This is a genomic window from Chryseobacterium sp. X308 (assembly GCF_020733145.1).
Classification (GTDB): domain Bacteria; phylum Bacteroidota; class Bacteroidia; order Flavobacteriales; family Weeksellaceae; genus Chryseobacterium; species Chryseobacterium cupriresistens.
The window spans coordinates 138,284-147,224 of sequence record NZ_JAJFZH010000013.1; the positions used below are offsets into that span (position 1 = coordinate 138,284).

10 protein-coding genes and 1 tRNA gene are annotated in these 8,941 nt (G+C 35.4%); 7 read left to right on the forward strand and 4 right to left on the reverse strand.

Annotated elements, in window-relative coordinates:
* Nucleotides 1-8: 8 nt before the first annotated feature.
* Nucleotides 9-1,037: a hypothetical protein gene (locus LIV57_RS14960; protein WP_227943287.1), complete on the forward strand. Its 1,029-nt coding sequence runs from the start codon at nt 9-11 to the stop codon at nt 1,035-1,037.
* A 218-nt stretch (nt 1,038-1,255) separates the two neighbouring features.
* Here the strand turns inward: LIV57_RS14960 and LIV57_RS14965 are convergent, their stop codons facing one another.
* Both LIV57_RS14965 and LIV57_RS14970 read right to left on the reverse strand, forming a co-directional pair.
* Nucleotides 1,256-2,791, reverse strand: coding sequence for a T9SS type A sorting domain-containing protein (locus LIV57_RS14965; RefSeq protein WP_227943288.1), 1,536 nt, complete (start codon nt 2,789-2,791; stop codon nt 1,256-1,258).
* A gap of 89 nt (nt 2,792-2,880) precedes the next feature.
* Nucleotides 2,881-2,951: transfer RNA gene (locus LIV57_RS14970), tRNA-Gln, on the reverse strand.
* A 100-nt stretch (nt 2,952-3,051) separates the two neighbouring features.
* On the opposite strand from LIV57_RS14970, the gene LIV57_RS14975 reads away from it, so the two are divergent.
* The 5 genes from LIV57_RS14975 to LIV57_RS14995 all read left to right on the forward strand — a co-directional run bounded on the left by LIV57_RS14975 (nt 3,052) and on the right by LIV57_RS14995 (nt 7,281).
* Nucleotides 3,052-4,080: an AMP-binding protein gene (locus tag LIV57_RS14975; protein WP_227943289.1), complete on the forward strand. Its 1,029-nt coding sequence runs from the start codon at nt 3,052-3,054 to the stop codon at nt 4,078-4,080.
* Between the two features lie 30 nt (nt 4,081-4,110).
* A complete protein-coding gene (gene arfB / locus LIV57_RS14980; protein WP_227943290.1) occupies nt 4,111-4,503 on the forward strand; it encodes an alternative ribosome rescue aminoacyl-tRNA hydrolase ArfB in 393 nt (130 codons plus the stop codon).
* Between the two features lie 48 nt (nt 4,504-4,551).
* Entirely contained in the window at nt 4,552-5,193 is a 642-nt protein-coding gene (locus tag LIV57_RS14985) for a porin family protein (RefSeq protein ID WP_227943291.1), read from the forward strand.
* Between the two features lie 294 nt (nt 5,194-5,487).
* Nucleotides 5,488-5,868 (forward strand): GreA/GreB family elongation factor, encoded by a 381-nt coding sequence (locus LIV57_RS14990; protein WP_227943292.1) that lies wholly within the window; start codon nt 5,488-5,490, stop codon nt 5,866-5,868.
* Between the two features lie 438 nt (nt 5,869-6,306).
* Nucleotides 6,307-7,281, forward strand: a complete 975-nt coding sequence (locus LIV57_RS14995) for a deoxyhypusine synthase family protein (protein WP_002976594.1) — start codon at nt 6,307-6,309, stop codon at nt 7,279-7,281.
* Between the two features lie 420 nt (nt 7,282-7,701).
* Here LIV57_RS14995 and LIV57_RS15000 read toward each other — a convergent pair whose 3' ends face one another.
* Nucleotides 7,702-7,848 (reverse strand): hypothetical protein, encoded by a 147-nt coding sequence (locus tag LIV57_RS15000; protein WP_202841328.1) that lies wholly within the window; start codon nt 7,846-7,848, stop codon nt 7,702-7,704.
* An 89-nt stretch (nt 7,849-7,937) separates the two neighbouring features.
* On the opposite strand from LIV57_RS15000, the gene LIV57_RS15005 reads away from it, so the two are divergent.
* Nucleotides 7,938-8,234, forward strand: a complete 297-nt coding sequence (locus tag LIV57_RS15005) for an MGMT family protein (RefSeq protein WP_110008117.1) — start codon at nt 7,938-7,940, stop codon at nt 8,232-8,234.
* Between the two features lie 89 nt (nt 8,235-8,323).
* Here LIV57_RS15005 and LIV57_RS15010 read toward each other — a convergent pair whose 3' ends face one another.
* Complete coding sequence (locus LIV57_RS15010) at nt 8,324-8,710, reverse strand: helix-turn-helix transcriptional regulator (protein WP_110008116.1); 387 nt, start codon at nt 8,708-8,710, stop codon at nt 8,324-8,326.
* Between the last annotated feature and the right edge of the window lie 231 nt (nt 8,711-8,941).

The following is an 8,941-nucleotide window of genomic DNA, read 5'->3' on the forward strand; positions in this document are numbered from 1 at the left end:
CTTAAAAAATGAAAAAAAATTTAATCTCTTTAGCAATGATATTGTTTTATGTCATTGCGTTTTCACAGGTAGGGATAAGTACATCAAACCCTCAAGGTATGTTCCATGTAGATGGGGCAAAAGACAATCCTGCAACCGGTGTTCCTAATGACGTACAACAAGCCAATGACTTCACAGTAACCTCGGCAGGAAATGTAGGTATCGGTAATCTCACACCCTTATCGAATCTCCATATAAAAAATAGGGGAACAGCCACAGGTATTGGAGGAGGTGAAGCTACCAATACGGGATTGCTGATAGAAAATCCTATCGCCAATAACTCCATATTATCGATCTTAAGAACTACTGGAACTACGGGAGTAAAACAGGCAGTATTGGGTATAAATCCTAATTTCAACGGGAATAACGGGGTATTTATTATTTCCCGTATTCCTGGTGGAAGTGATTGGGCAATGGATCTAACCCTGGGTAATATAGGTGTCGCTACCAATACTCCTACCAATACCTTGGATGTTGCGGGAAGCACCAGAGTAAGAACCATGGATGTAGCTGCAGGCGCTACCCTTATTACGCCGGTATATTCAGACGCAAATGGTGTCCTTAATAAAGCTGTTGATAACATTTATGGAACGGTTATTAATAACACCGTTACCATAGCACCAGGTGCTACAAATACTTTGATTGCAGGACTTGCCTATAATGCGGTATATAAAGCTGTGGTCAATGTCAGCAATACTTGTGGACGTATTGGTATTGCAGAATATTACGTCACTAATAATGCTATTAACAATTCTTTCTCTATTAAAGGAATGGATGGAATTTTAAACACTGACACCACCGATAAAGCGCCTGCTTTTACTGAAGTAAACAGATATACGACATCAGTTGTTTGGTCAGGCATTCCAAATTGTGCTGCAGGAGGTACTAATATTGCATTTAATTATACATTAACAATGCCCGCAGCCGGAACAATAGATCTTACTAACAATGGAGATGCAAGCTTACAGTATAAAGTGATCCTTACAAGACTTTTTTAGTTTTACAGAACATACAAGTACAACATGCTATTATTTTGATAAAAAATATAATGCTTTTATAAAAGAAGTAAATGCAGAGTCTGATTTTGAGATGTATTGTCTTTCTTTAGAAGAATAGAAAACTCCCGTCAAAAGATGGGAGTTTTTATTATTAAAAATAGAGTAAAGTTCCAGAATCCACTTCCGAAATTCGTACTAAGTAAGGCAAACATCTGCTTTTATTTCTTTATTAATTTTAACGATTGTCTGTCTCTTTTTTTAGTCTCAAACTGAATAATATAATTTCCTTTTTCCAATTTCTGAATATTGATTTGTTCATTGAATATTGAAGAACCGCTCTGAATTTTTTTCCCGGACATATCAAAAATACTGTAGTCAAAACTTTCATTACCCTGTTTTTTATATTGTATGGTAATATGATCCCCTGCCGGATTAGGATGAAGGGTAAAAGTATGATGATCTTTTGCAGAAACATCATCCAGTCCAAGAAAACCACTGTTAAACTTTGTCAGAAAAGATTTGGAGCCATGTGTTACACTGCCGCCGGAATAAGCAAGAACAAGTGAGCCGTCATTCAGGTTAAATAACTTTTTAATATAATCGGCTCTTAGCGATGTAGTTGGAGGTGCGGCCATAAAATACTGAAAACCGGCACTTGATGTAGTATAATCTACAGTTCCATTAGCATTCAGTCTTGTTACAAATAATTGAGCAATAAGATTCGGCGTGCCATTATACATATTCGTTATACCTCCTGTTACTATTATTTTTGAATTGGGCAATACGGTAATTTGTCCCAATGACAATTGCTTTGCAGTGGTAAAGCTATAATCAGGTGTTCTTCCATTATTGGAAAATCCGGAAACAGAGGCGCCATCTGAAATTTGAATTTTAGATAAAAAGAAAGTCCCCCCATATATCGTATTTTTACTATGCAGCACTAAGATGGAATTATCAGTATAATTATATTCAAAATTTCTGGCAACAGAACCTTGCGTATCAGGAATAAAAACAGAACCATTAGTACCAAATGTAGAATCGTACGTGCCGTCAGGCAGTCTTCTTTCAATGTAAGAGTCTTCTGTGTAAGTTAGTGTATTGGTTTTTGTACCGGCCATTACAAGTTTTCCATCATTCTGAATATAAAACTTTTTGGGATAAAACGTATTAAGCGATAACTTTCCATTGGTTCCGAAATTGTTATCAATGACTCCGTTGGAATCTACTTTTACCATATAAGAACCCATGTTGGAAATAAGAAGGTAACTGTTTCCATTCTGATCTACTGCAAAATCATCTGCTGTACCGTTTTGACTTACAGATTGAGTGGTAAAACCATTGGTACCAAAGCTGGTATCCAGAGACCCGTCCAGATTAATTCTGGTTAAAAACCAATCATATAAGCTGTGGGTTGGAGTAGCATTTACCCTTCCATAAATCAATATTTTATTATTATTTAAAATAATTTTTTTGATAGATTCGCTTTTATCCAATGAATTGCTGCCCATGTCATAATCCTTTTCTCCGAAGGAGCTATCAAGAATTCCGATTTGGTTTACCTTTCTTATGGTGATAGAGCCTGTGGACGTTGCTGTAATGAATTGGCCATCCGGAAGTATCACAGCATCTGATGTTTCTCTGAAATTATCATACATGCAATATCCGCCATTTCCAAAAGTGGTGTCCAAACTGAAGCTTTGCGCATTCAAAAAAATGGTGACAATAGAAAATAATAAGAAATAATGTTTTTTCATAGTTATAGTTTTAAATTGTTTATTCTGAATTTACTCAGAAATAAAGATGATAATAAAAACAAAAACCATCCTCAAAAAAGGATGGTTTGTAGACTCACAGGGATTCGAACCCCAGATGACTGAACCAAAATCAGTAGTGTTACCGCTACACCATGAGTCTCTGTTTGTTTTAGTGGTGCAAATTTACAGCTTTTTTCTTTATATACAAGAACTTTTTGAAATTTTTTTTAAATTTACTGTAGAATTTATTCACGGAAAACATGCTGATAGACTTCAATAATCTCAATATTAATCAATTATCATTCTCTACAGAATTTGAAAAGAAAGTAAAAGATTTTCTGGAAGAATGGTTTTTACAAAAAACAGGAGTAAATGTCCAGACTTCGGGTTCTACCGGAGTGCCCAAAATCTTTGAAATTGAAAAAAAGAACATGGTCAATTCAGCAGTGATGACCTGTAATTTTTTAGGATTAAAAGAAGGAGATACGGCATTACTTTGCCTGCCTGTAGAATACATTTCCGGAAAAATGATGGTCGTCCGTTCTATAGAAAGAAAGTTACAATTAAAAGTTACTAATCCTTCTTTAAAGCCTCTGGAAAATCTGAATGAAGAAATAGATTTTTGTGCGATGACACCTCTCCAGGTAGAAAACTCACTGGAAAAGCTTCATCTGATTAAAAACCTGATCATTGGTGGTGCTGCCGTTTCAGAAAGCCTGAAAAATAAAATCCGGCATATGAACCTTAGTACTTCAAACCGTATTTTTGAAACCTATGGAATGTCTGAAACCCTTTCTCATATCGGATTAAAACAATTAATGCCGGAACAGGAAGAGTATTTTACCGTTTTTGAAAATGTAGCGATCTCTTTAGATGACAGAGGTTGTCTGAAAATCTTTGCTCCCAATGTAAATGCTTCAGAATTGCAAACTAATGATTTAGTTGAGATTAAGAATAAAAAACAGTTTAAATTCCTGGGAAGAATTGATAATGTGATTAACTCCGGAGGAGCAAAAATTTTTCCGGAAGCCCTGGAAGCCCTGGTAAAAAAAGAACTCCCAAATGAGGCCATATTTGCAGGGTTGCCGGATGAAAGTTTGGGCCAGAAATTGATATTGATTATAGAAGGAAATGAATCTGATGAGGTAAAAAGGAAAGTTTCAGAAATACCATTTGAGAAAAATTTCCACAGGCCGAAAGACATTGTTTTCATCAGAGAAATTCCGAGAACTCCCAACGGGAAGGTAAACAGATTGGAATTGTATAAAAATTTAACCGGAGATCTCTAGTTGATTCCGGTATCTCAAAATCTTAAAAAAATGAAAGATTTTTCAAAAGAACTCAGTTTCAAAACTTCCCGCAGCAGCGGTGCAGGAGGACAAAACGTCAATAAAGTGGAGACTGCCGTTACCGTACTTTGGAAAGTAGATGCATCAGAATTTTTTAATGAAGACGAAAAAGTATTGATTCAGCTTAAACTGAAAAACAGGATCAATGCGGACGGTTTTTTATTCCTCTCAGTTTCTGAAAGCAGAACACAACTGATGAATAAAAATAAAGCCATTGAAAAAATACTTGAAATGGTAAACAAAGCACTCATTGTTCCGAAAAAAAGAACAGCAACCAAGCCTTCAAAAGGGCAGAAACAGAAAAGACTGGATAACAAAAAAAAGCTTTCAGATAAAAAAGAAAGCAGACGTTTCAGGTTTTAATAGGTTTCTCCGGTAGAAAATTTTATTTTTGCCGGAAATTTTAAAACCATGATAAAAAAAATAATCGTAGCTGGAGTGTTCTCAATCTCCATCATGTCTTTCGCTCAGAAATTTTCTATCAGACCTTCTATAGGATATGCATGGAGAACTGCAAAGACAATTCCCGGACTTAGCAAAGAAGAAAAAGAATATGTAAAAGACCTGAAAAATGGACTGAACTTTGATATTGCAGCCCATTATGAAGTAAAAAACGGGCTTGGATTCGGAGTGAAATATTCCAACTACAGTGCATCAAGCGACGGATTTTTGCTTGGTTATGTAGATGGAATGCCAGTATCTATTCCTGTAACGACAAAGGATCATATTACATTTTTCGGTTTCTCCGGACTTATTTCAAATAATCATCTTGACACAAGACATAAGGTATTTGCAGATGTGGCGTTGGGAGTACTGTCTTATACTACAAAAACAGGATCTGTAAAAGGTACTGGAAGTACTTTCGGGGCAGAAGTTGATCTTGGATATCAATATCAGGTAAGCAAGAATTTTATGATAGGGCCAAAAGTAGGATTAAGTGGCGGAACCCTGAATAAAATGAAGTATAACGGAGTGACTTATAAATTTGATGGTGATCAAAAAGAAGGTTTGCACAGAGTTTCTTTAAGTGCAGCCGCTACATTCCGTTTTTAAGCCGTATATTTGTTAGAATTAATAATAATTGATAATGACAGCAACAATTTTTTTATCTGCAGAACACCGCCGGTCAGGATTGCTGCTGTCTTTACTTTATCTTCATACAGATTCTTTTCTGAAAAGTTCCAAGGACTTCATTATCTAAGCCCTGTCAGGATCCAAGGCAGGGACTCATTTAGAACTTTATGTATTGTTTTTTGCAGTTTTCTATAGAAGAAGGCTGTTGTACGCCTGGCTTCTACATTGGATCGTCAGAGAACAACTGTATTTTAAATTAAAAAATTGAAGAAAATGTCTAATCATATTATTGTAACCACCGGAATTTATGATGCCATAAAAGATACACTGAGAAGAAAAAAAGTAAGCATCGAAGAAGAAAAAAGATTGACCGAAGAACTCAGAAAAGCAAAACAGGTCCTGAGAAGAGATCTGCCTGCTGATGTTGTTACAGTTGACAGAAAAGTAACATTAAAAGACCATACCCTGGATTTTGAACACGAATACATTTTCGTACCCTCTACGAAAGAAAAACTTAAAAAAAACAAACACTCCATTCTGTCTGATATTGCTCTTGCAGTAGTAGGGTATAAGGTAGGAGATGTTATCAGCTGGCCTTTCAGGGATGGAGAAAGAAAAATCGAAATCCTGAAAGTGGAAGCCTGGGAAGGATAAATCTTTGATGAATAATATTAAGTTGATTGTTAGTGAAAGCGTGGCTCATTTGGGTCGCGCTTTTTTATAAACTTTTATTGTTGGAAAACGCAAAGTCGCAAATTTTTTGACATGGCTCCTACTTTAAGGCGCAAGGATTTTATCTTCGATAAAATTTTATACTGTACAATTTATTTTTTATCACATCCTGATTTTTCGGATAATATAAAATAAAAATCTGTGCAATTTGTGCAAAAATGATGCTTTCCCTTGCTGAAAATCTTCAATTTTCTTGGGCCTTGAAATATTCACAAAGTTTTAAAACCCTTTGCCCTTGCATTTTCCAACTTATACCTTCCCAATTTAACAAATGATAAAAAAAGACTCCTCTGTTATACTTTCTTCAAGTGCTTTCGCTGCATTCCGTTTTTAAGTTTTATCTTTGCAAAAATTAAAAAAATGAGCAAACCGATAACTGAATTCATAGAAAAGTATTACCTGCACTTCAACGCAGCTGCATTGGTGGATGCTTCTAAAGGATATGTTGCACATCTTAAAGATGGCGGAAAAATGATGATTACTTTGGCGGGAGCAATGTCTACTGCTGAATTAGGGAAGATTCTTGCTGAAATGATCCGTCAGGGAAAAGTAGATTTTATCTCTTGTACAGGGGCTAACCTTGAAGAAGATTTAATGAACCTTGTAGCACACTCTCACTATGAAAGAGTTCCTCATTATAGAGATTTAACGGCTCAGGATGAGTGGGATCTTTTGGAAAGAGGTCTGAACAGAGTTACAGATACTTGTATCCCTGAAGAAGAAGCTTTCAGAAGATTACAAAAACATATCGTAGAGATCTGGAAAGACGCAGAAGCTAAAGGAGAAAGATATTTCCCTCACGAATTCATGTACAAAATGATCCTTTCAGGAGTATTGGAGCAGTATTATGAAATTCCTAGAGAAAACTCATGGATGATTGCTGCTGCAGAAGCTAACCTACCAATCGTAGTTCCGGGATGGGAAGATTCTACAATGGGTAACATCTTCGCTTCTTACTGCATCAAAGGAGAACTTAAGCCTACGACAATGAAATCTGGGATCGAATATATGACTTACCTTGCTGACTGGTATACTAAAAACTCAGGAGGAAAAGGAGTTGGATTCTTCCAGATTGGTGGAGGTATCGCAGGTGATTTCCCTATTTGCGTAGTACCAATGTTGTATCAGGATATGGAAATGCATGACATTCCTTTCTGGTCTTATTTCTGCCAGATTTCGGACTCTACTACATCTTACGGTTCATATTCTGGAGCAGTTCCAAATGAGAAGATCACTTGGGGTAAACTGGATATCACTACACCGAAATTTATCGTTGAAAGTGATGCGACGATCTGTGCACCATTGATGTTCTCTTATATCTTGGAAAACGCTTAAGAAAAACATCTCACTGGAGATTATAATATCAGCGCTTCAATTGATTTGAAGCGCTTTTTGTTTTAGGATGTAAAAATAGAATTGTTTTGAAAACTAAAAATAATTTGAACCATTAAGATTATTTAAGTTTTAAAGGGCATTAAGAGAAATAGCTAAAGCTATTTTATTTATCCGCATGCTTTACTTTTCATCAAAGATGAAACTAATTATTCTTCCCATCTTCATTTTTCTTAATGGTTAAAAAATAGTATACAGTATTCCCACAGATTACACGAATTGCACAGATTTTTACGATCTGCAAAATCTGCGAGAGATAAAACTATGTCGTATGAGCCGTTTCAAAAGAACCAGCACCTTTGCGTCTTCCAAAAGATATACATAAGCATCTGGGAAAATCTGTACAATCCGTGGGAAAATAAATCAATCCAAAGAATTCACCAGCACAAAATACCGATACGCCAGAATTCCCTTTTCTATCTTAGTAAGGTGATTAGGATCTTTCTTACTCAACTTCGGGAGTATTTTTTTATTAATGGCATTCAACAGCCTGAAAAATGATTTTTTCATATCTTTATCTTTTAATGAAACATCATTGAGATGAAAAGAGTTCAAAAATGATGCAAAAAAGAGAACCGACTTAAAATAATCATTTTGATATGGACGAAATTTTCAAACAACAGGTATACGAAGTGGCAAGACTTATTCCCAAAGGAAGAGTATCTACTTACGGCGCCATAGCAAAAGCTGTTGGTTATCCTAATCATTCCAGACATGTAGGAAAAGCGATGGGAGGATGTCCGAAAGATGTCCCTGCGCACCGCGTGATTTCAAGCTCAGGAGTATTATCTGTCCCCGAATTTCAGCCAAAGCTGGAAGCAGAAGGAATCATTGTTGAAAACCTCAGAATAAAGAATTTCAAAAAACTGTTCTGGGATCCATTGGAGGAATTGTAATTTGATGAAATTTAATCTCATTATAAAAAAATGTCACTCCATACATTAATATGAAGTGACATCAATATTTTCTACAGTTTGAAACTGTATTATTTTCTTCCTCTTGGGAGATCTTTTAGTTCTTCTTTCAGCTTTTCGTTCTCCTCTTTTAATAGAGCAATATAGTTTTGAAGGTTTTTAATGATGTCGCCAGGGATATTATCATAATTATTTTGGTTACTGATAACTCCTGCAGATCTATCATTAAATACAGGATGATCATTATTAACAACTACTGTAGCTTCCTCTTCTTCATAAATGTCCTCAATGGGTACATCCAGAAAACGGGCAAGTTTATCCCACTCATCTTTTACGATCCTCACATCACCGCTTTCTTTTCTGCTGTAATTAGATACATCTGTTGCGATAAAATCAGCTACCTGTTGTTGAGTATAACCTTTTTGCTTTCTGATGAGACGTAATTTTTCTTTTTGCATGACCGACATTTTATACAAAAATGGCAAAAAAGGAGAAGCTATACAATAAAAAGTAGAAAAAAATAGGTGCTAAAGAATAAAATTAAAGATAAAATGAAACTAAACTTAAAAACAGAAGTGTTATCTGATTTAATTATTGAAAATTTTCTTTCAGAATAATTTCTGATAAGAGAAAAGATTTAAACCTTACAGGTTTCTAAAACCTGTAAGGTTTGGATTAACTATTTACAA